Origin of the sequence: Janibacter hoylei PVAS-1 (genome assembly GCF_000297495.1) — a bacterium.
GTDB lineage: Bacteria > Actinomycetota > Actinomycetes > Actinomycetales > Dermatophilaceae > Janibacter > Janibacter hoylei.
The window spans coordinates 1-729 of the sequence record NZ_ALWX01000117.1 but is presented as its reverse complement, the minus strand read 5'-3'; the positions used below and the strand labels follow the sequence as shown (position 1 = coordinate 729).

The window sequence follows — 729 nt, the reverse complement described above, 5'->3', positions numbered from 1 at the left end:
ACCGCTGGTCCGGGGCCCCAGCCGTGAAGTCACGCTCGAGCCGGTCGCGTGGCTCGTGACCGCCAGGCGGTGCGGGACGCGTCGTGCGGGCCGACCTGGCGTTGGGCACCCCAGCAAGGCCCAATGCGCGCATCCGACGCTCCACGGTGCACCGGGCCACGGGGTCGAGCGGGTGGACCCGGTTGATGACCTTCCACATCTTCCGGGCCCCGTACACGCCCATGTTCTCCTCGTGCAGCGCGACCAGACGCTCATCGATGACCGCCTCACGCACCGCTCTGGCCGAGGGCGGTCGTGCCTTGCGGGCGTAGTACGAACTCGGGGCGATCTGGATCCCGGCCTCGGCCAAGGTGGTGCAGATCGGCTCGACCCCGTGTTCATCGCGGTGCTCCTCGATGAACGCGTCGACGTCCGTCAGCGGCGGTCGAGCTCCGCCTGCGCGAAATACGCACTCGCCTGACGAAGGATCGTGTTCGCTCGCCGCAGCTCGCGGTTCTCCTTCTCCAGCTCGGCCAACCGCGCGGCGTCCGCGCTGGTCGCGCCCGCCAGGTCGCCAGTATCGATCCGGTCGCGCTGGACCCAGTTACGCAGCGTGTCGCCATTGATGCCCAGCTGCTCACCCACGAGCCGACAGGCACGAGAGACCGGCAACCCCGGCTCGGCCGCAAGACGGTCACGCACCAGCCTCACAGCTCGCTGACGAATCCTCATCGGGATACTTCCTCGGTG

2 protein-coding genes and 1 other annotated feature are annotated in these 729 nt (G+C 69.1%); both genes read right to left on the bottom strand.

Annotation, left to right across the window (positions count from 1 at the left end; all coding sequences use genetic code 11):
• Nucleotides 1–349, bottom strand: a 349-nt coding sequence (locus B277_RS17735) for an IS3 family transposase (RefSeq protein WP_007930073.1), incomplete at its 3' end; no start/stop codon positions are given.
• Nucleotides 320–451: a sequence feature (AL1L pseudoknot), on the bottom strand. (Overlaps the previous gene by 30 nt.)
• Nucleotides 415–729 (bottom strand): transposase (locus tag B277_RS15530; protein WP_238539422.1); only part of this gene is annotated, 315 nt, incomplete at its 5' end. (Overlaps the previous feature by 37 nt.)